This is a genomic window from Draconibacterium sediminis, assembly GCF_000949475.1.
Lineage (GTDB): Bacteria > Bacteroidota > Bacteroidia > Bacteroidales > Prolixibacteraceae > Draconibacterium > Draconibacterium sediminis.
The window spans coordinates 129,978-150,597 of record NZ_JRHC01000004.1; the positions used below are offsets into that span (position 1 = coordinate 129,978).

The following is a 20,620-nucleotide window of genomic DNA, read 5'->3' on the forward strand; positions in this document are numbered from 1 at the left end:
GTCTTTGGCCCTCTATTTATGTAGTGAAACAGACCAGGGGCAACGCCCCGGCACGTTAAAGCATCGTCCGTAAGGGCGATGATTGTGTTATAAATTAAAGCATAAAAAAATCCGGTCTCAAAAAAGACCGGATTTTCTATTTCTGAAGCTTGTCGCTTGAAACTTGCGTCTTGCAACTAAAAGCTATTTCTTTTTATTCGCTACCTCAATATTCACTTTCTGGCCTCTAAAACGGGCATTTTTGAAAGCCTTTGTAATTTCTTTCTCGTAGTTCGAGTCGATCTCGAAGAATGAGAAACCTTTCAGCACTTCAATGCTGCCAATATCGATACTTTTTCCAGGGGTATTCTGGTTAATCAGATCGATGATTGCACGTTTGTTAACGCCGCTCTTTTTACCCAGGCTAAAGAAGAAACGCGACATGTTGCCACCGTTGCCTCTTCGTGCTCTGCCACGATCTCCGCGTTCACGGTCTCCGCCGCGCTCGCGGCTTCCGCGGTCACCACGCTCACGTCCGTCGCGTCCACCTCTGCGGCGATCGCCACGCATCGATTCTTTTTCGCGCGCCTCGTCAACGTTAATATCCTTCGCGTTTTCGTAGTATTGTAAAAAGCGGTTAAACTCTACCGATACAAAGTGTTTGATCAGCTCTTCGCGCTCCAGCCATGCCAGTTTTTTGTAAATCACCGGCATAAACTCTGCAATCTGCTCGTTGTTCACTTCCACTTTTTCCACCCTGTCGATGAGGTTGAAAAGCTGCTTTTCGCAAATTTCTTTTCCCAGCGGAACCGGAATTTTAGTGAATTGTTTGCCCATTTTCTTCTCCACATCGCGAAGTTTTCCTTTCTCGCGCATGTGAATCAGTGTAATGGAAATTCCTTTTTTACCGGCACGTCCTGTCCTTCCGCTTCGGTGAATATACACTTCAGGGTCGTCGGGCAGGTTATAGTTAATAACGTGGGTTAGTTCGTTCACATCCAGTCCGCGTGCAGCCACATCGGTAGCCACCAACATTTGCAGGTGTTTGCTACGGAAACGCGACATAACGTGGTCGCGCTGTGCCTGCGACAAATCGCCGTGCAATGCGTCGGCATTGTATCCGTCCTGCATCAGTTTGTCGGCCACATCTTTAGTTTCGGCACGTGTACGGCAGAAAATAATCCCATAAATGTTGGGGTTAATATCGGCAACACGTTTTAATGCAATGTAACGGTCTTTGGCGTGTACCAGGTAGTAGTTATGCTCTACGTTTTCAGCGGCAGTGTTTCTTTTGCCCACTGTAACTTCGTGCGGATCGGCCATGTATGTATTGGCAATTCGTACGATCTCTTTTGGCATTGTAGCCGAAAACAACAGTGTTTGTTTTTCTGCCGGAGTATCTTTCAAAATGGCATCAAGGTCGTCCTTGAATCCCATCGAAAGCATTTCATCGGCCTCGTCGAGCACCAACCACTGGATTTCGTTTACTTTTAATTTACTCCTTTTTATCAGGTCGAGTGTACGGCCCGGTGTTCCCACAACGATTTGGGCACCACTCTCAAGCTCTTTAATCTGTTTCCTGATATCGGAGCCGCCATACAAAGTGGCAATCTTTGCTCCTTTAATATTCTTCGAGAAATTCTCAAGGTCTTTTGCTATTTGTAAAGCAAGCTCGCGTGTCGGACTAAGTATTAAAGCCTGTGGGGCTTTTACCGAACAATCGAACTGCTGAACAATGGGTAAGCCAAATGCCGCTGTTTTTCCCGTTCCTGTTTGTGCCAAGGCAACCATATCCTGGTCGTTTTCCAGTAGAAACGGAATTGTTTGTTCCTGGATTGGCGTGGGATTCTCAAAACCAAGTTCCTGGATCGCCCCCAGGATTTCGGCTTTTAACCCCATTGTTTCGAATAAACTCATAATCAATTTTTTAAAGTGGCCGCAAAGGTATTCTTTTTATTTGTATTTCAGAGGTTTATAGCTTGTTGTTTCTTAAATTTAACTTTGGGTGTTCGCTTTGTATAGATCACACAGAAAATCTGGGGGATAGCAATTTCAGGTAATGCAGAGTTAATCGGCTTTTCTGCCTGCCGGCGGTCAAACTATTTGGCTTAATCCAAATAGTATGCACAAAGATCAAGGCTGCTTTTGATCTTCACCCTACATTTTCATAAAACCAAAGTTCGGACGGGTGATCTCCTCAATTCTTCGGAGCTTCCCGCTCTCACTAAGATTTTATTTCAACTTCGGGCAAAGACCAAAAGAGGCCGTTCCACTGATGTAACGACAGCTACATCAAAGCTTGGCCTCGGCCGGTGAGCCGGAAAACAAGTGGTGATGGCGTAAAAATTACTGTTGTCTGAGGAGGTACGACGAGTTTCAGGAATTTTAGCCGGCATCACGTAGCTTTTCCGAAGGAAGTGGGCGCAGCCTTGGGTTTTCTGTCTACTCTTTGGGCTAAACCAAAGAGTAGAATCTGCCTGATAAGGCGAAAAGTTTGTTTTTTTGCATGCCCCTCAAATTCACTTCTTTTTTAGGTTGATCTCTTTGTATGCGATAAAACAATAGGTGCATTGTATGACAATTACCATTTTTAACACCGAAATGGCTTTAAATTCTTTCCAAACGTGTACTTTTGTTAGTGTTCATATGTAAAACACGTGTTAGATATGAAGCACAGAAAGCCCATGAAAAGAATACTTCAAACTCAGATACTCCTATTGCTGCTGTTCTGTTTTTCCGGATTGGAAATAAAAGCACAGGAAAACGACAGCATTGTTCCCATTCAAAACCCACAGCGTTTTTTACGTAAAATCGATCTTTCAGAAGTAACCCACAACGGATTGAAATTGTGGCAAGACGACTTCTCGGGTCACTGGATTGGCATTGATTTTGGTTTTAATATGCTGCTTAACGAAGATTACACCGGTTACCAGTCGGAGTTTATGGATAACGATATTTTCAGGTCGAATTCGGCGTATTTCAACTTCCTGCAACAAAGTATCGGCTTGCAGAAAAACAGGAATACCATTGGCCTGGTTACCGGGTTGGGGCTGCAATTGCAAAGTTACCGCTTGGATGATAATACGACGATTGTAAAAGGTTACGATGGGGTGATATCGCCCGAGTACCTGTATTTTAACGATAACCAAAAATCGAAGCTGGCAGTTGAGATGATAACACTACCCTTGCTTCTTGAGTTTCAGATTCCCATCAATCATTACGATAACCGCCTGTTTTTTTCAGCCGGTATGGTGGGAAGTGTGCGGCTGAGTAGTCACACTAAAATAAAGTATAAAGAAGAAAAGAAAGAGAAATTAAAGGTGGTGGATGATTTTTCGATGCACCGTTTCCGATACTCGGTAATGGTGCGCACGGGCTACCGCTGGTTTAATGTATTTGCCAGCTACGATTTGGTGCCGCTGTTTAAACCCGACAAAGGGCCGGAACTTACGCCATTTACTTTTGGAATCACTTTATTCCAATTATAAACGACAACAAACTAAACCTAACAGAATGAACGCTAAACCTTTCGTGTTGGAACAAACCAACTGGAAACAAGTAAAAAATCAAAAATACGATGTGGCTATTTTGCCCTGGGGAGCCACCGAACCGCATAATTACCATTTGCCCTACGGAACCGATTCGCTGGAGACCGCCAAAATTGCGGAGCAGGCAGCGGGTAAGGCTTGGGAAAAAGGTGCAAAAGTAATGGTGCTTCCGGTAATTCCGCTGGGTGCACAAAACATGGGGCAGATTGAAATGCCGTTTTGTTTGCATACCAAACCATCTACGCAACTGCTAATTTTAAAAGATCTATTAACTGCGCTAAGTGGGCAAGGCATAAAAAAGCTGGTGTTGATGAACGGTCATGGCGGAAATGATTTTAAGCCGCTGGTACGTGAGTTACAACCGCAGTTTCCCGATGTGTTTATTTCGCTGGTGGAGTGGTTTCGAATGATCGATCAGGAGGATTATTTTGAGGAAGCCGGCGACCATGCCAACGAAATGGAGACAAGCATTATCATGCATTTTTTCCCCGGGTTGGTTCTGCCGCTTGACGAGGCAGGTGACGGAGATGCAAAAGCTTTCAAACTTCAGGGGCTGAAAAATAAAACAGCCTGGGCGCCGCGACAATGGGATAAGGTTTCAGCCGACACCGGTGTTGGGAATCCGAAAAAAGCGACCGCCGAAAAAGGTAAAAAGTTCGTGGATGATGTAACTACACAAATAGCTGATTATTTTGTGGAATTGGCGGCTTGTGATTTGGGGAATATGTACGAATAAAAATTCCTGAAAAACCAATAATTATCATTGGAAAAATACATAAGATTTCAGTTCTTTCGGCTACAAATTAATTGGTCAAGAGAAATGAAACGAGCATCATCAAAAGCTTCTTTAGTACTCAGAGGCATGACTATGCGAGTTACATGAGTCTCCATTAAAATAAACAATTGTAGACGAATGAAATTATTACTGCTAAGCAACTCAACAATGCCGGGCGAACCTTACCTGGATTACCCGAAAAATGAGATAAAAAAATTCCTGGGTGAAAAGTCGGTAACTGCGGTTTTTATTCCGTATGCAGCCGTTACTTTTTCGTTTGATACCTACTGCGAAAAAGTGGAAGAACGTTTTGCCGAAGTGGGGCATCACATTAAAGGTATTCATACCTTTAAAAATCCGGTGAAAGCAATTGAAGAAGCCGAAGCCATTGTTGTTGGTGGCGGAAACACCTGGCAACTGGTGCGTATGATGCACGATCAGAAGTTAATGAATCCGATTCGCGAACGCGTATACAATGGGGCTCCGTACATTGGCTGGAGTGCAGGATCAAACGTGGCCTGCCCAACATTGCGTACCACCAACGATATGCCGATTATCGATCCGTTGGGGTTTGACTGTATTAATATGGTGCCGTTTCAGATCAATCCGCACTACCTTGATGCCAATCCTGAAGGACACGGAGGCGAAACCCGTGAACAGCGGATTACCGAATTTCTTGAAATTAATCCGAATTGCTACGTGGCAGGCTTGCGCGAAGGAACCATGTTTAAAGTAGAAGACGGAAAAATTGAACTGATTGGTGAGAGAAGTTGCCGCATCTTTAGAAAAGGGCAGGAACCATACGAGTTAAAGGCCGGCGACGATTTTAGCTTTTTACTGCCATAAATTGGAACACATTATAAAGTAACCGGATAATTATAATCCGGTTTTTTTATTCCTGTAGTTAACATTAAATCGGGCTGTATCTCGGGTTCGATGCTTGTTAGTCCCAGAAACTATTACTTACCTTTGTGCCAAACTTAGCACAAATGGAACTACTGGGAAATAGTTATTTTGCCCTCTTTGTAATTATTGCACTGGGCTTTATCGTTGGCCGTATAAAGGTTTTCGGACTGTCGCTTGATGTGTCGGCAGTAATTTTTGTAGCCCTTGTTTTTGGTCACTACGGCATAGTTATCCCAAAAGATTTCCAGTACCTTGGTCTGGTGCTGTTTATTTTTACTATTGGAATTCAGGCTGGTCCCGGTTTCTTCGAGTCGTTTAAAAAAGAGGGGCGGCAACTGGCTGGATTTGCATCTTTGCTAATCGTGCTGGCATCGGTAATTACCGTTTTTATTATCACCGTTTTTAAAATTGACCCGAATATCGCGGTTGGTCTCTTAACCGGTTCTTTAACCAGTACGCCGGGTTTAGCTGCGGCTATCGATTATACCGGTTCGCCACTGGCATCTATCGGTTATGGTGTGGGCTATCCGTTTGGTGTTATTGGTGTAATCCTCTTCATTCGCTTCCTTCCTAAAATATTGGGTACTTCCATTGCTAAAGCCGAAGAAGAACATCTTGCGGTTTTAAAAGATGAATTTCCGGAGGTAGTAAAACGCAACTTTGTTGTTGAAAACGAAAATGTTGTTGGCAAAACCATCGGAGAGTTACGTATCCGGTTTATGACCAAGGCCGTTGTTTCGCGGGTGGTGCACGATGGTGTTGCTGTTACTCCAACTCCACAAACTTTATTACTGAAAGGTGATTTAATAAAAGCTGTGGGAACCGAAGAAGCGCTAAAAAATGTGGAGTTACTGATCGGACCTCAAACTGACCAGGAAATTTCAATCGACGCGAAATACGATGTGCGGTCGGTGCTGGTAACCAATAAAGAGGTGGTGAATAAAACCGTAGGGCAGATCAATCTGTTGCATACCTACGGTGCAACGATTACCCGAATTCGCCGTGCAGGTATTAATATTGTGCCAAGTCCCAGTTCGAAACTGCAGTTTGGAGATAAACTTGTAATTGCCAGTAGCCGTGCCAATATGGATATGGTTTCAAGAATATTTGGTAACGACCAAAAACGTTTGTCCGACACTGATATTTTGCCGGTAGCTCTCGGTATTATTCTGGGAGTATTGGTTGGGAAAATCAGTATTGCCATGGGAACCTTTGCCTTTAGTTTGGGACTTACCGGAGGTGTGCTTGTTGTAGCTTTGGTATTGAGTCGTATAGGTAAAACCGGCCCGATTTTATGGACCATGACAGGCGCAGCCAACCAGTTGGTTCGTCAGTTTGGTTTGTTGCTTTTTCTTGCAGCAGTTGGAACAGGCGCCGGGCAAAAAATCGTGGAAACATTCAATCAATACGGAATTGAACTGTTCCTGTACGGAGGTGCCATTACCATTCTGCCAATGATTGTGGCAGGAATTCTCGGGAAGTATTTCTTTAAAATGAACATTCTAACACTGCTGGGAGCTATCAGCGGAAGTATGACAAGTACGCCGGGTTTAGCAGCTGCCGATTCGATGACCGACACCAACGCGCACTCCATAGCCTATGCCACCGTTTACCCGGTAGCAATGGTGTTGCTGATTATTTGTGTTCAGCTGATTACGATGTTTTTCTAGTTATTTTTCGTACGACGCCGGATCTAAAGCAGCTGGCGACCAGTTTTTTAGAAAACGTAAGATTTTGTCTTTGTCGTAACTTTTATCCTTTTCTAAATAGGCCGAGTTTTGCGTGTGGATACGTTTGCCAGTTTCATCCAGAATAACAAAAACGGGGAAGCCGAATCGTTGCGGAAATTCGAGTTCTGCGAACAGTTGTTCCTGGCGGTTGTTCTGATCGTAATTTACTTTTACCACCTCAAAATTGTCTTCCATGAAAGAACTTAGTTCTTCATCGTCGTGCACAAAATTGTGGAATTTGATACACCAGGGGCACCAGTTTCCGCCAATTTGAAGGAATACATGTTTGTTAGCTTTTTGAGCGGCATCAACAGCCTCGGCAATGTCCTTTTTGGCATCAGCAGTAGTGTCGTAAATCTTCTGTTCCTGTGCACATATTAGCAGTGGCAAAATCATTACAAGGCTAAGAACTATTGTTTTAATGTGTTTCATCGTTTTATTCTTTTTCCCAGATTGAATTCATTTCGTAAACATCAATTTTATCAATTCCCAGTTCGCCACCATTGGTGAAAAGTACAACGTCGGTTGCATTTTCGTCAGGCGTAAAACAGTTACTGATCACTTTTTTGCCATCGTTGGCAAAGATTTCAATGGAGGAGCGGTCGAGTAATATTTCGAGTTTAATTTTATTGCCAACAGGCGGAAGTGGCACGGTACAACCAAGTACGGATAGCGTTTCACGTTTTACATTATAAAGGATTTCTGTTCCGGCCAACTTGTTACTATTACGAAGCATAAATCCAAAATTGTCGCTTGTTTTCAGGTCGAATTCGCCAATAATGTGCAGGCAATCGCCCGATACCTTTTTTAGTTTGTTGTCGTTAAGTCCGGGAAAAACGTTTTTGTCTTCCAACGAATAATGTTTGCCATGCAATTTTTCGATCTCTGCAACCGGTTTTCGTACCAGTTGATAACCATAATCGAATTTTGTAACCGACAGTTCGCACGGAAACGACATCTGTCCGTTAAAGGGCATATCGGGAAACTCTCCACCTCGCATCCAGGCAATTTGTATTACGCGGCCATCCGACTCCGGAATATTGCTCCAGGTTTGTGTGGCGTAATAATTTTTTCCCCAATCGCTCTTCATTTTAGCTGTTTCAGGGGTAAACGATTGCCCATCGAAACTACCAATAATATAGCTGCCGTCGCCATCAAAAAGTACCCATTTGGTTTCATCGGGGCGGTTGGTTACCTGGAATTTTACAAGGTCGGGGCACTCGTAAAAACCTGGAATGTGACTTTGCCACTCCCAGTCAACCAGGTTGGTTGAGGTATAGAACGAAACGCCTTTAGAGCCTTCTTCTTCACTCGTCTTGCGGTAAAGTGCCATTATCCATTTTCCGCTTTCTTCGTGCCAGAAAACCTTCGGGTCGCGGGCATCGTCATTTTCATCAAACGCTATTATCGGATTTCCCTCATATTTTTCCCAAGTTCTTCCTTTGTCGGTACTGTAAGCAATACGCTGGCCGCAATGCTGGCTGGTGTAAAAAGCTACCAGTGTTTTGTTGTTCCCGCTTTGTTTACCTAGCAGGTTGTTTTCATCAACAATTGCCGAGCCCGAATAGGCAGTGCATTTTTCTTTGTCAGTCGAACCTTCATCGGGGTAAAGCGCAATCGGAAGTGCTTGCCAGTTCAACAAATCTGTGCTTACCGTGTGCCCCCAATGCATGTATCCCCATTCGTTTCCTTTTGGGTTATATTGGTAAAACATGTGGTATTCATTTTCGTAAAAAACCAGCCCGTTTGGATCGTTATGCCAGTTTTTTTCCGGCGTAAAATGGAATTGTGGCCGGTAAAGTTCGTCGTAAAGTTTTTGCTCCTTTTTTTGCGCCGGAAGACTAATAAGCAGAGCAATAGAGAGTAAGGCTGTTGATAAAAAGTTCATAAAAAATCGGATCTTAAATTTTGTTATCGAGCTAAACTTATGAAAAAAAATTTGGTTTAATTAAATTAATTCCTACATTTACATCCACAAACCCATAAATATAGAACCGTTCTTTGACTGGCGCTTTTGATTTTCATCACAACATCAATCATCAAATTAAAATCAAAAGTTGAATTTTTTGCGTTAAGAAACCTTTGTTACAGGGTGGATATTTTGTGGAAGTGAATTACAAACCCACCGCTTTGCAGTATTATAATATTTGTAAAACGGATTTTTGCTTACTCAATATTTTTTTCGCTCTTACGAAAGTTTTGTAAAAGATTTTTCCGGATTCAAACGAATGTTTCATTATTTATAATTAAGAAGTTAGAACCTAATTTGAGTTGTAATGAAACAAAACCATTTAATTATTGAGGACGCTGTAATAAACAGAAAAAAATTTATTTACTGATCGCAGTTAAGCGAAACTTATTGGTGTAGAATTGAGGTTTCAACAAACCCAATGATTTACATTACAAACCCGGTAAATCATATCAGGAACCAAAAATTCAGGCAGAACAATAAGGAGCGGGAAAAGATTTCGATCGTAAATTGCTGAGTACAAAAGTATGAGAACTTTGTGGGCAAACCATAGACAAACGGTCTAAGAAAAGTAAACCCATCTTCTCAGCAAAACATCCCGATTTCGGATCCCGATCTAAGGATTTAATAAAATCATCAGCTTTTCACCGGTAAGATTTTGGTCAATCTGTGGTCAATCAATCAGCAACAATAATTAGGGTACTCTATTAAAAGTCAGGTTCTTTGTAGTGAATATTTGACAGGACAATATAGAAGTCGTTTTCCAAGAAGATTAAGTTCTTTGTTTACTGAAAAAAGTCTTAGGGAATAAGCAACGCGGGATTACAAACCCACTGTTTCAATAACAAACAAACCCGATTGAAACAGGTACACCGCAACGTAAGTTTCCTAAAACATGCCGAAAACCTTTGCGCAAATTGAGATTTAGGCATGACAATTTTTACAAACCCTAATTTAAAATTGTAATGAGACATTTAATTATTACCGCCCTGGTATTAGTTGGCGCTTTTTGTGCCAGGGCCGAGCAATCCGATCAGGAAAGGATCACAAAGATCAATGCCCCGATCAATATTGCTTCTGAAGACAGTAAAAAATCATTTATCGCACCCCATGAAACAAACTTAAAATCCGGATCGGTATTAAATTCCGATTTCCAGGTGGAGTTTGTGAACTTTCCTGAAAATGCAAAACCTGCATTTTTATATGCTGTATCTATTTACGAAAACCTTATTTCGTCGCCCATACCGATTAAAGTGCGTGCAACGTGGAAAGGGGTCGGAACCAACGTATTGGCAAGTAGTGCTCCAAGTAGTATGTACCGCAACTTTAAAGGTGCACGACTGAGTAATGTGTATTACCCGGTGGCACTGGCTGAAAAACTTGCCGAAAAGGAATTGAACGGAACGGAAGCTGATATCGAGTGTGCGTTTAACAGTTCAATTAACTGGTATTTTGGTATCAATGGCGATTGCCCGTCAAACGAGTACGATTTTGTAACCGTTGTGTTGCATGAGTTGGTACATGGTTTGGGATTTGTTGGTTTTTTCGATGTAGAAAACAACCAGGGAATTATTGATAACAGCGCGGATGCTCCAAGTATTTACGATGTTTATGTTTATAATCAGCTAAACCAGCAAATTGCCGATGCGAATCTTTTTTCTCGTCCGTCGGCTACACTTGCAGAGCAATTACTTTCGAATAATCTTGTATTGAAAAATCAGAGTAATACTGAATCTGTAAAAGTATATGCTCCGCAAAGCTGGAACATTGGAACCAGTATTTACCATTACCCCGAAAATGAATTTAGCCAGGGAGATGCCAACGCGCTGATGACTCCTTTTATTTACAGGGGAGAAGCCATTCATTATCCGGGTGATAAAACAATGGATATTCTGGCCCAAATGGGATGGAAGTCGGTTAGTTTTGACGGTTACGAGATTAAAGATTTTGAAGAGCCATGTGAAAAACTTCCGGTTTTTGTTGAGGTTGGAGGCGAAATGGATGTTGATCAATCATCTGTAAAAATCAATTTCTCAACCGATAACTTCGCAACATCGCAAACGGTAAGTCTTACTTACAATAGTAATACAAATCAGTTTGAAGGTGACTTGCCGCTTAATAATGCACAAGGTAAAATATATTATTACTACGAAGCAAAAACTACAGGCAATGTAGCGTACAGTTACCCGGAACGTGCACCGGAGCAAAAGCTTAGTTTCCGCATAGGGGAAGATTATTATCCTCCGGTTTTGCAACATAACCCTGAGAAACTGGTAAACGCCGATAGTCCGGTAATGAACTTTGCAGCCGTTGCAAGCGATAATGTTGGAGTAAACCGAGTTGAGGTTCAATACCGTATTAACGGACAAGATCAGGAGCCTTTCATCTTGTCAAAAGCCGGGGCAGATAATTACGCCGGTAAACTTGAATTTCCAACACAATTATTTAGCGACGATGTGGTTGAGTACCGTATTATAGCTATCGACAATACCTCGCGCGAGAACCAGCGCCGTATGCCAGCCAGTGGTTATTATAACGTTTCAGTATTTGAAACTAAAGAAGCTTTAGCCGGTTACTTTAATAATTTTGATTCGCCAAATACCGATTTCGAAATTTCTGATTTTGAAGTAACCTTACCGGCCGGTTTCTCAAGCGGAAACCTGCACACCATAAATCCATATCCTGAATCGCAGGCTGATAACCAAAAATATAACCTGCTCGCCCAGTTAAAATATCCGATTGTTCTTGAAGAAAATGGTCTAATGAGTTTTGATGAGGTAGTATTAGTAGAACCGGGCGTAGAAGGAACAGTTTATACTGAAGATCAGTTTTGGGATTTTGTAATTGTTGAGGCCAGTAAAAACAATGGAAAAAGCTGGTTACCAATTACCGATGGTTACGACTCGAGTGTTGATGATCTTTGGAGTTCGCAATTTACAGGTTCGTTAAAAAGTGCGGTGTCGCAGGCAGCCGGAGCAGAAAACATGTTCCTGAAGCAAACGATAAACCTAACCGACAACACCGGTTTTGAAGCAGGCGACACCGTAATTTTTCGCTTTCGTTTAGCATCAGATAAGGCCACTACCGGATGGGGATGGGCAATCGATAATTTGTCAATACAGCAAGTTACCACCGATGTTAACGAAGAGCTGGCTGCCAACGAGGTAAGCATTTATCCAAATCCGTTTAAAAGCAGCATTTATATCGATGGATTCCGTTCAGAGACGGCAGACGATGTTGAAGTAACTATTACCGACTTATACGGAAAAACAGTGCATCGCGAAACACTTTACAATGCAGCGTATTCCGGCAAGATAAAAATCGATCTTCCTAATGTGGCTCCCGGAGTATACATGGCAAGTATATCAGATAATTATTTAAATACAATTACTCAAAAAATCATAAAAAATTAGAACTATGGAAACTTTATTAATGATTGCTTTTATAGCAGCATTCGCAGGCTTAGTAACATCTTTAGTGGTGTTGTACAAATTACTAACTGAGAAAAAAGCGCAAAGGTTAGAATATTAGATGATTGGTATTACGACCTTAAATTAGGTAATGCCGGAATGAAAATTCCGGCATTTTTTTTGCTTCTTATCCAACTTATATGAACTTTTTGTTGTCCATGTTCTTTTAAATGTGAAAATTTACTGCCCTAAAAATGTTATTAAAAGAGTAAAATGAGCAAGTATTATACATTGTTAAGTTTGTTGATTCTTGTAGCGCTATCCTCAGGTGCACAAATGAAGAGTTACAATCAAAGCATAAAAGTTCCACCTCCGGTTTGTTACGGTTCCGGCGAAGTTGAAAGGGCTCGGATTGGGCCGCCTGTGGAATTTCTTCTGAAATCAGCCGGAGCAGCAAAAGCAGAAATAATTGTCGACTATAATGGTTTTACACCCGAAGCACAGGTGGCGTTCGCCTATGCTGTTAGCATTTGGGAAACGATTATTGAATCGGATATGCCCATACGGATGCAAGCCAACTGGGAGAACAATTTGGGAACGAATGTTCTGGGTAGTTGCGGTCCTGAGACCTATTACAAGGACTTTAAAGATGCTCCTTTTAAAGGTCGGTATTACCCGGTTGCCATAGCCGAAAAAATAGCCAAAAGAGAGATGAACGGAGAGAGCCGTTACGATATGATCGCCAATTTTAACAGCAACGTTGATTGGTACTACGGTACTGATATGAATTGCCCGGATACTCTCTACGATCTGGTTACTGTTGTAATGCACGAAATTGGTCACGGGCTTGGTTTCACCGGCTTCTTTTTCGTCGATGATGCGGAGTCGCAAGGGGCCTATGGTTATTACGAATTTGGTGATGCCACTTCTTTTGATTTGCTGGTAGAGCAAGGTGCTGCAGATGGCGAACAACTTGTAGATACATCATTTTTTGAGAATAAAAGTGCCGAACTTTTGAGTGCGCTACAATCAAGAAATCTGTATGCAAATAGTCCGATTGCAATGGAGCGTAACAGGGGAAATAAGCCCAGGCTTTATGCTCCCGAATTTTTCGATGATGGTTCAAGTGTATATCACCTTAATGATAACACTTATCCGAATGGAAATGACAATTCATTGATGACTCATGCGATTGGCATGGCAGAAGCCATTCATGATCCGGGGCCACTTACTCGTGGAATAATGGACGATATTGGCTGGCGAAATATCTTTATTCGTTTCGATCAGGTAAAAGATATTGAGGAGATAAAACCACTGGTTTTCAGCGGGTGGTTTGAAAGTGATTACGGTGTAAAAGCCGCCACGCCGAAACTCATTTATTCATTAGACGAATTTGTAAGCCATTCCGACACTCTTGAATTAATTGATATGGAAGGCGACGGAACGTACTCTGTAACTTATACTCCCGAAGCCGGTACCGATAAAATTTCTTATTATATTGAAGTTCAGGATACCATGAATCGTATGAGAACCGATCCTGCATTGGCGCCAACTGAATTCTATACTATTCATGTTGGTCCCGATACCGAAAAACCAGTTATTGCTCATGATGAAATTGATTATTTCCTCTTAATAAATGAAGAGCAGCAACTATCCGCGAATATCAGCGACAATCTTGGTGTTGATACTGCGTACGTTCAATATTCTATCAATGGAGAAGCACAGGAACCCTTTGCATTAAAACGAGATTTTGATGATCGGTATATTGGCAATTTCCCATTCGATCTGAACACTCTGAAAGACGGAGATGAAATTACCTATGCAATATATGCTGTTGACGGAGCAAGCAGCCCGAATAGTGCAAGATTACCCGAAATACAAAAGATATCTTTCTCATTTAAAGTTGAAGAAATATTTGAGCCGGTTAGCTATTACAGTAATAACTTTAATCAGGAGACCCCTGATTTTGTAATTTCTGACTTTGATATTTATACGGCCGAGTTTTTTAACGATGGGGCGTTGCATAGTGTACATCCATATCCGGCTCCAAATAAAGATAACGAAGACCTGGAATTTTCTACTTTTCTGAAAAGGCCTGTGGTGTTAAAAGAAGGAGGGATCATGACTTTTGATGAAGTTGTTCTTATAGAACCCGGAGCGCAGCTATCGACTTATGGTGATAGCGATTTTTTCGACTATGTTATTGTTGAAGGAAGCAAAGATTTAGGTCGTACGTGGTATCCGCTGGCCGACGGTTATGATTCTTCATCCCAAAATACATGGCTAACCAACTATAATAGTGGAATCCCAACTGGCGAACAGGATTCAGAAACCTTGGGAAAGGCTGAATGGTTTGTAACCCGTTCGATTACGCTAACCGATAACGATTATTGTGCGGCCGGTGATACTATTCTTATTCGTTTCCGGTTGTATTCCGACCCTTTCGCAGCAGGCTGGGGATGGGCAATCGATAATTTGGAGATTCAACGACCCGTGTCGGCCAATATTACTTTGTTATCGCCGGGAGAGATTCTCGTTTATCCAAACCCGTTTACCGATAATGTTACGGTAAAAATTTCAGCTGTTCAACAGGAGTCGCAAATTCAAATCGATGTTTATAACGCTGTGGGGCAAAAAATATATGTTACACAAGAGCAGGGAGTAATTGGCACCTATTCGCATGAAATTAATCTCTCGCGATACGGAAATGGAATGTTCCTCGTAAAAGTGAGCCAAAACGGGCAAACAGTGCTGACTAAAAAGTTAATTAAAAACTAAATTTCGAATTTTAGCTTTAAAATTCGGAGTAAAAACATGATAAAAATTTCATTTCAAAAATATATCTCTATATTTGTTGACAGAAATTAAAGAAATGACAACAAAATTTAACAATAACTATTTCTACTTTTATTTTTATTATGGTTCTGAAAACGGGGTCAGGAAGTAGGGTATTGTCTAAATTAAAGATATTTTACAGAAAGGTCTCGAAAAAATTCGGGACCTTTTTTTTTGGATAAAAATGAAATAAACAAAACTGAATATACAAATGAAAACAACAGTAATAGGACTTGGATTAATTGGTGGATCAATTGCCCGCGATTTGCGAAAATCGGGTTTTGCCACCGAATTAATCGGGGTTGATGCCAGTGAAGAAAATGCTGCCAAGGCTCTGGAAATAGGGCTGGTTGACCGTATTGAAACACTGGAAAACGGGGTGAGAGATACCGACCTGGTTATTATTGCCATTCCGGTAAACAAGGAACTTGAGGTTTTGCCACAGGTGTTGGATACCATTAGCAGCGGAACAACAGTAGCCGATATGGGATCGACAAAAAAAGTGATTGTTGATTTGGTGGCGAACCACAAAAGAAGAAAAAACTTTGTGCCGGGGCACCCCATGTCGGGAACGGAAGACTCAGGCCCAACAGCGGCTTTGGAAGGATTGTTTAAAGGCAAAATTGCCATTCTGTGCGACCAGGAAGATTCAGGCCCGCAGCATGTGGCTTTAATTGAGAAGATGTTTCAGGTGCTGGGAATGGATATTGCTTATATGACATCGGATGAACAGGACCACAGCACCGCTTTTGTGTCGCATTTGCCGCACGCTGCTGCTTATGCGCTGGCCAATGCGGTTCAGGCAAAGGAGGATCGTAAAATTATTTTCGATTTGGCAAGTGGAGGTTTTCGTTCAACGGTTCGTTTGGCAAAGAGTTCGGCTACGATGTGGCACCCGATTTTTCAACAAAATCGTCAATACGTTGTTGAATCGCTGAACGTGTACATCAAACATCTTATTGAATTCCGCGATTGTATGAAAAACAAGGAGGATGATAAAATGCTCGATCTGATTAACAATGCAAATAAAATCCGTGGAATTCTTGAAGGGAAGAATCCACATTTTCTGAAGAATGAAGAGAAATTGACAAAACTTTATACGAAATAATCATGACTTTAAAATTAGACATTAATCCGATTAAAGCGTGGATGCCAAATATCGACAATCCACTGCTGATTTCAGGGCCATGTAGCCTTGAAACGGAAGAACAAACCATGGAAACTGCCCGTTTGCTGGCTAAAGACAAACGCGTATTTGTTTTTCGTGGTGGGGTTTGGAAACCCAGAACACGCCCGGGATCTTTTGAGGGTGTTGGATCGATCGGTTTAAAATGGCTGCAGCAGGTAAAAGAAGAAACCGGTTTGCCGGTGGGAACTGAGGTGGCCAACGCACAACACACCGAAGAGGCTTTAAAAGCCGGACTTGATGTATTGTGGATTGGAGCACGTTCTACTGCCAGCCCATTTGTGGTGCAGGAAATTGCCGATGTGGTGAAAGGAACGGATACCGTGGTAATGATTAAAAACCCGGTGAATCCTGATGTGCAACTATGGATGGGAGCAGTTGAGCGAATCCACCAGGCAGGTATTAAAAACATCGTGGGAATCCACCGTGGTTTTACGCCATTCCGCGAAACAAAATACCGCAACTACCCCAACTGGAAAACCTTTATTGAGTTAAAGCGATTGCTGCCGAATTTACCTGTAATCTGCGATCCGAGCCACATTGCCGGAACACGCGAATACCTTTTCGAAATTTCGCAGAAAGCTTTTGATATGGGAATGGAAGGATTGATGGTTGAATCACACCGCGATCCGTCGTGTGCTTTGAGTGATGCCGGTCAGCAACTTACTCCTGCCGATCTTGGGAAAATGCTTGATAAATTGGTGATTCGTTACGAGAATGCAAGCAATCCTGAATTCGACAATCAACTGGATGTGTTGCGTAACCGAATTGATGCAATTGATGCCGAGTTGTTGGAAACACTGGCTTCGCGTGTGCAGATTGTTAAACAAATTGGTGAGTATAAACGCGACAATAACGTTACAGCGCTGCAGATAAACCGCTGGACTCAGTTGATGGAAAACCGCGTAAAGCTTGGACAAAGTATGGACATAAATGAAACCTTTGTGAAAATACTATTTCAGTTGATTCACGAAGATTCGGTACGTATGCAAACCGAAATTATGGACCAGGAATAAAATTCTATTGGAAAAATGATAGAAAGCCTCGGGAGATTTACCGGGGCTTTTTTATGCTTTTTTGTTTTCTGCTTCAGCACACGAACTGGCCAGCTTAGAAAGAGCCTTCTTCATGGCTTTTTCAACCTGCACAAACTTTGGCAGTTCCTTACCAATAAAAATGAAGAAAACGGCCATTTGCTGCTCATCTGCAAGCGGCGGAAGCATTTGTTTGTTCAAACGATAAGCTTCCCGCATCAGGCGTTTAATGCGGTTTCGCTTAACAGCTCGTTTGAATATTTTTTTACTAACCGTAAATCCTGCCTGTACAGGAACGGGTTGAGGAAGTTCAGTTACCTTGTAAACGACTTTTATTGGAAACGCTAAAAACGACTCGCCCTCAGCAAAAAGTTTATCGATAACCTTTTTGCTGCACAAACGCTCCACTTTTTTAAGTGTGTAGGATGTTGGCGATTCTATTTTTTCTTTTGCTTCCATAAAAAAGTAAAGGCCATACGTCATATGACGGACGGCCTTTCAAAAGTATATATTTTTCTATTTAATTCTTGTTGCTCTTTTTTATGTATTGTTCAAGAGCCATTGTCATCGAAGGAGCCTGTGCTGTCGGAGCCTGAATATCCAGTCTTAATCCGGCTTCTTCTACTGCTTTTGCTGTTGACGGACCAAAACATGCTATGCGTGTTGAATTTTGCTCAAAGTCGGGGAAGTTCTGGAACAGCGACTTGATTCCCGACGGGCTGAAAAATACAAGCACATCATATTTTATATCTGCCAAATCCGATAAATCGGCACTAACGGTGCGGTACAAAATTGCTTTCGTATAGGTGTAGCCGCCTTTGTCTAACAGGGTTGGGATTTCCTGTTTGTGAATATCAGAAAGTGGCACAAGGAATTTCTCATCTTTGTGTTTTTTCATCACATTCACCAAATCGGCGAATCTACCATCGGCATAAAATATTTTACGCTTACGGTACACAATATACTTTTGGAGATAGAAAGCAGTTGCTTCAGAAATACAGAAATATTTCATCGAATCAGGCACTGTGATGCGCAATTCCTGTGCAATTCTGAAAAAATGGTCGATAGCAGTACGGCTGGTAAATATTACCGCAGTATGCTCAAGTATCTGCGTTCGTGTTTGGCGGAATTCCTTGGCAGGAACTCCCTCAACTTGAATGAAGGGTCTGAAGTCGATTTTCAGGCCATTCTTTTCAGCCAACTCAAAATACGGTGATTTTGCGGTACTTGGCTCCGGTTGTGAAACTAAAATGCTCTTGACTTTCAAATTTTTATGCTTTTAATGAGACTTTCCCCCTTCTTATTCAAACAACAACTTTATAAATTAAAAGCAAGGGTAAAATTTCAAGGGTACAAAGGTACAAAAACAGATAAAATAAAGAAAATTGTTTTTTCAATAATATTATTGCACCCCTTCTTAGTAATATTAGATTAAAAAGAAGGAGAATAATTAGTCCTAAAATAGCTATAAATACAGGGGTTTTAAGCGGCGCAAATTGAATTAAGATTACCACCGGTAAAAAAACTAAACTGAGCGAACGGTTAAAATTATCGTAGCTAAACAGATATTCCCGGGTTTCATTTTGCGTTTCAAACATCAATCCTAATGTTAAATAGATAACTTTTTTGCCAAAAAAGTAGAGTAAAGAACCCCCGAAAATTAAGGCTAGCAACGCGGGCGTTAATGCTGTGTTTTGGTATTTAAACAAATTTAAACACTGAAAAAGAAAAATGGGGAAGATGATATAAAAAATGGTCTCAAGACGAAATGCCGCATGAAAAACAGGGTAATTCTTATCGTTGAGCATACGCGTTGAAGTGGCATTGTTGAATAGCGATAAAAAAAGTTGCTTAATATATTTGGCATACGAATACCGGATACTGGCAAATAGGGCAATGGCAACAAAAATAATAATGGTTAACCAGTCGTGCCCCGGATATTCGCGCTCACGGTTAGGTAAAACCAGGGAGTTTTGTTCAAGTTGAGTGCTTTGCATTTCTGCCTGTTGTCGTGGAGCCATGTAGTCAGAGCTCTGCACTTCTTGTTTCTTTCGTTTGGGAGTGTTGTTGCCTGGTGCCGTTGTGCTTGTTTTTTCAACGTTTTGGGGCACTTCAGCACTTGCGTTATATGCTGCAGTAGTATCCTGATAATATGTATAATTTGCCCCCATAGTTCTGAATGGCGCAAAGATACCAAAATATTAGGATGAGAACTTAATCATTCAAAAGAACAAGTGGGCTTTTTTATAAAAAACAGCGGAGTAATTTTTGTTAATTTGTGAGGCATAAAACAAAAAATGGAAGCAAAGATTTACATGGCCCCTTTACAGGGTTTCACCGACTATGTGTACCGCGAATCATACGCGAAGGTATTTGGTACTGTTGATCGCTATTTTATCCCCTACATTTCGGTGAAGAATGATGCGATACCGAATAAATATATGCGCGAAATACTTCCGGAGAATAATACGCAAAGCATTGTCGTTCCTCAAATTCTGGCAAAAGATGCTGCAGAGTTCGATTTTCTGAAAAATGTTTTAGCGGACCATGGCTATTCAGAATTTAACCTGAATCTGGGATGTCCTTATCCAATGGTCACCAACCGGGGGAAAGGTTCCGGGCTCTTACCTTTTCCGGAAGAAATTTATAAAATACTTGATCATTTTTACTGCAGTGGAAAAGGAGAACTTTCAGTAAAATTAAGAGCCGGGTATAAATCAGCCGATGAGATAAAAGACGTTATAAACGTATTGAATCAGTTTCCGTTAAAAGAAGTAATTCTCCATGCGCGGTTGGCCGGACAGTTGTATTCGGGTGAAATAGATGAAAACGCCTTTTCTTATGCAACACAGAATCTAAAACACAAGCTGGTTTACAACGGCGATATCTTTTCGAAACAGGATTTTATTGACAAACAAAACAAATTTCCGGGCATCGATACCTGGATGTTGGGACGCGGAATTTTAATGAATCCCTTGTTGCCACACGAAATAAAAGGTATTGATATTTCGGAGAAAGAACGTACCGATTTGTTGTACACATTTCATCAAACCATGCTGGAACATTATCTTGAAATTATGGATAACGAAGGCAATGCGCTGAATAAAATGAAACAGTTCTGGAGTTATTTTGCCCATTGTTTTCCAAACCAAAAAAAGGTGATGAAACACATTAAAAAGGTAAAAGCCCTGAATAAATACAATCCAACTGTAAAATCAATATTTAACGAAATTAATAGCTGAGACTTC

At 41.4% G+C, this 20,620-nt stretch carries 15 protein-coding genes; 9 read left to right on the forward strand and 6 right to left on the reverse strand.

The features are described from left to right. Positions 1-183: 183 nt before the first annotated feature. A complete protein-coding gene (locus LH29_RS14955; RefSeq protein ID WP_045031275.1) occupies positions 184-1,896 on the reverse strand; it encodes a DEAD/DEAH box helicase in 1,713 nt (570 codons plus the stop codon). Positions 1,897-2,645: 749 nt separating this feature from the next. On the opposite strand from LH29_RS14955, the gene LH29_RS14960 reads away from it, so the two are divergent. The 4 genes from LH29_RS14960 to LH29_RS14975 all read left to right on the forward strand — a co-directional run bounded on the left by LH29_RS14960 (position 2,646) and on the right by LH29_RS14975 (position 6,878). Next, a complete protein-coding gene (locus LH29_RS14960) occupies positions 2,646-3,467 on the forward strand; it encodes a porin family protein (RefSeq protein ID WP_045031277.1) in 822 nt (273 codons plus the stop codon). A gap of 25 nt (positions 3,468-3,492) precedes the next feature. Beyond that, a complete protein-coding gene (locus LH29_RS14965; RefSeq protein ID WP_045031279.1) occupies positions 3,493-4,263 on the forward strand; it encodes a creatininase family protein in 771 nt (256 codons plus the stop codon). 177 nt (positions 4,264-4,440) lie between these two features. Further along, on the forward strand, positions 4,441-5,148 hold the full coding sequence (gene pepE, locus LH29_RS14970; RefSeq protein WP_045031281.1) for a dipeptidase PepE: 708 nt from the start codon (positions 4,441-4,443) through the stop codon (positions 5,146-5,148). A 143-nt stretch (positions 5,149-5,291) separates the two neighbouring features. Next, positions 5,292-6,878, forward strand: a complete 1,587-nt coding sequence (locus LH29_RS14975) for an aspartate:alanine exchanger family transporter (protein WP_045031283.1) — start codon at positions 5,292-5,294, stop codon at positions 6,876-6,878. Here LH29_RS14975 and LH29_RS14980 read toward each other — a convergent pair whose 3' ends face one another. Together LH29_RS14980 and LH29_RS14985 are read right to left on the reverse strand one after the other, a co-directional pair. Next, the gene (locus tag LH29_RS14980) at positions 6,879-7,370 is read right to left on the reverse strand and encodes a thioredoxin family protein (protein WP_045031285.1); all 492 of its coding nucleotides are present in this window, start codon (positions 7,368-7,370) and stop codon (positions 6,879-6,881) included. A 4-nt stretch (positions 7,371-7,374) separates the two neighbouring features. Next, a complete protein-coding gene (locus LH29_RS14985; RefSeq protein ID WP_052670995.1) occupies positions 7,375-8,826 on the reverse strand; it encodes a glycoside hydrolase family 32 protein in 1,452 nt (483 codons plus the stop codon). A 1,046-nt stretch (positions 8,827-9,872) separates the two neighbouring features. Here LH29_RS14985 and LH29_RS14990 point away from each other — a divergent pair. From LH29_RS14990 to LH29_RS15005, 4 genes are all read left to right on the forward strand, one after another. Continuing rightward, positions 9,873-12,320: a T9SS type A sorting domain-containing protein gene (locus LH29_RS14990; RefSeq protein ID WP_045031287.1), complete on the forward strand. Its 2,448-nt coding sequence runs from the start codon at positions 9,873-9,875 to the stop codon at positions 12,318-12,320. Between the two features lie 270 nt (positions 12,321-12,590). Continuing rightward, positions 12,591-15,095, forward strand: coding sequence for a T9SS type A sorting domain-containing protein (locus tag LH29_RS14995; RefSeq protein ID WP_082063743.1), 2,505 nt, complete (start codon positions 12,591-12,593; stop codon positions 15,093-15,095). Between the two features lie 268 nt (positions 15,096-15,363). Beyond that, positions 15,364-16,260, forward strand: a complete 897-nt coding sequence (locus LH29_RS15000; RefSeq protein ID WP_045031292.1) for a prephenate dehydrogenase — start codon at positions 15,364-15,366, stop codon at positions 16,258-16,260. Positions 16,261-16,262: 2 nt separating this feature from the next. Then, complete coding sequence (locus LH29_RS15005) at positions 16,263-17,354, forward strand: chorismate mutase (RefSeq protein WP_045031294.1); 1,092 nt, start codon at positions 16,263-16,265, stop codon at positions 17,352-17,354. Positions 17,355-17,405: 51 nt separating this feature from the next. Here LH29_RS15005 and rnpA read toward each other — a convergent pair whose 3' ends face one another. The 3 genes from rnpA to LH29_RS15020 all read right to left on the reverse strand — a co-directional run bounded on the left by rnpA (position 17,406) and on the right by LH29_RS15020 (position 19,543). After that, positions 17,406-17,831 carry a ribonuclease P protein component gene (rnpA, locus tag LH29_RS15010; protein WP_045031924.1) on the reverse strand — a complete coding sequence of 142 codons (426 nt, stop codon included), beginning with the start codon at positions 17,829-17,831 and terminating at the stop codon, positions 17,406-17,408. A 61-nt stretch (positions 17,832-17,892) separates the two neighbouring features. Further along, positions 17,893-18,639, reverse strand: coding sequence for a uroporphyrinogen-III synthase (locus LH29_RS15015; RefSeq protein ID WP_045031296.1), 747 nt, complete (start codon positions 18,637-18,639; stop codon positions 17,893-17,895). A gap of 37 nt (positions 18,640-18,676) precedes the next feature. Then, entirely contained in the window at positions 18,677-19,543 is an 867-nt protein-coding gene (locus tag LH29_RS15020) for a DUF4271 domain-containing protein (RefSeq protein ID WP_045031298.1), read from the reverse strand. Positions 19,544-19,669: 126 nt separating this feature from the next. Here LH29_RS15020 and LH29_RS15025 point away from each other — a divergent pair, with 126 nt between their 5' ends. Next, a complete protein-coding gene (locus tag LH29_RS15025; RefSeq protein ID WP_045031300.1) occupies positions 19,670-20,614 on the forward strand; it encodes a tRNA dihydrouridine synthase in 945 nt (314 codons plus the stop codon). Positions 20,615-20,620 lie beyond the last annotated feature (6 nt).

Coding starts and splice junctions, on each gene's coding strand:
- LH29_RS14955 (WP_045031275.1), bottom strand. CDS start 1,896: ATGAGTTTATTCGAAACAATGGGGTTAAAAGCCGAAATCCTGGGGGCG.
- LH29_RS14960 (WP_045031277.1), top strand. CDS start 2,646: ATGAAGCACAGAAAGCCCATGAAAAGAATACTTCAAACTCAGATACTC.
- LH29_RS14965 (WP_045031279.1), top strand. CDS start 3,493: ATGAACGCTAAACCTTTCGTGTTGGAACAAACCAACTGGAAACAAGTA.
- pepE (WP_045031281.1), top strand. CDS start 4,441: ATGAAATTATTACTGCTAAGCAACTCAACAATGCCGGGCGAACCTTAC.
- LH29_RS14975 (WP_045031283.1), top strand. CDS start 5,292: ATGGAACTACTGGGAAATAGTTATTTTGCCCTCTTTGTAATTATTGCA.
- LH29_RS14980 (WP_045031285.1), bottom strand. CDS start 7,370: ATGAAACACATTAAAACAATAGTTCTTAGCCTTGTAATGATTTTGCCA.
- LH29_RS14985 (WP_052670995.1), bottom strand. CDS start 8,826: ATGAACTTTTTATCAACAGCCTTACTCTCTATTGCTCTGCTTATTAGT.
- LH29_RS14990 (WP_045031287.1), top strand. CDS start 9,873: ATGAGACATTTAATTATTACCGCCCTGGTATTAGTTGGCGCTTTTTGT.
- LH29_RS14995 (WP_082063743.1), top strand. CDS start 12,591: ATGAGCAAGTATTATACATTGTTAAGTTTGTTGATTCTTGTAGCGCTA.
- LH29_RS15000 (WP_045031292.1), top strand. CDS start 15,364: ATGAAAACAACAGTAATAGGACTTGGATTAATTGGTGGATCAATTGCC.
- LH29_RS15005 (WP_045031294.1), top strand. CDS start 16,263: ATGACTTTAAAATTAGACATTAATCCGATTAAAGCGTGGATGCCAAAT.
- rnpA (WP_045031924.1), bottom strand. CDS start 17,831: ATGGAAGCAAAAGAAAAAATAGAATCGCCAACATCCTACACACTTAAA.
- LH29_RS15020 (WP_045031298.1), bottom strand. CDS start 19,543: ATGGGGGCAAATTATACATATTATCAGGATACTACTGCAGCATATAAC.
- LH29_RS15025 (WP_045031300.1), top strand. CDS start 19,670: ATGGAAGCAAAGATTTACATGGCCCCTTTACAGGGTTTCACCGACTAT.